Origin of the sequence: Actinoallomurus acaciae (assembly GCF_042429965.1) — a bacterium.
Classification (GTDB): Bacteria; Actinomycetota; Actinomycetes; order Streptosporangiales; family Streptosporangiaceae; genus Actinoallomurus; species Actinoallomurus acaciae.
Genome location: NZ_JBHLZP010001309.1, coordinates 571 through 824, shown reverse-complemented (window position 1 = coordinate 824; position 254 = coordinate 571). Strand labels below are relative to the sequence as shown.

Here is a 254-nt window from a genome sequence, read left to right as displayed (position 1 = left end):
GGGGCTGGAGGTCGCGGCCGTGTCCGGGGTCGCAACCGCGTTGGGGGCCGCCACTGGGTCGGAGGTGGTCGGCGGGCCGGATGCCGCTGGCGGGCTGGAGGTCGCCGTCGTGTCGGGGGCCGCGACTGGGCCGGACACGCAGGGCGCGGCGGACGTCACGGTCGGGTCGGCGGTCGTTACCGCGTCGGGAGCCGTGACCGGGTCGGAGGTGGTCGGTAGGCCGGATGCCGCTGGCGGGCTGGAGGTCGCCGTCG

General features: G+C 78.0%; 1 protein-coding gene. It reads left to right on the top strand.

Annotated elements, in window-relative coordinates; all coding sequences use genetic code 11:
* Positions 1–19: 19 nt before the first annotated feature.
* A partial coding sequence (locus tag ACFFNX_RS52235) for a hypothetical protein (protein WP_378213927.1) occupies positions 20–254 on the top strand: 235 nt, incomplete at its 3' end.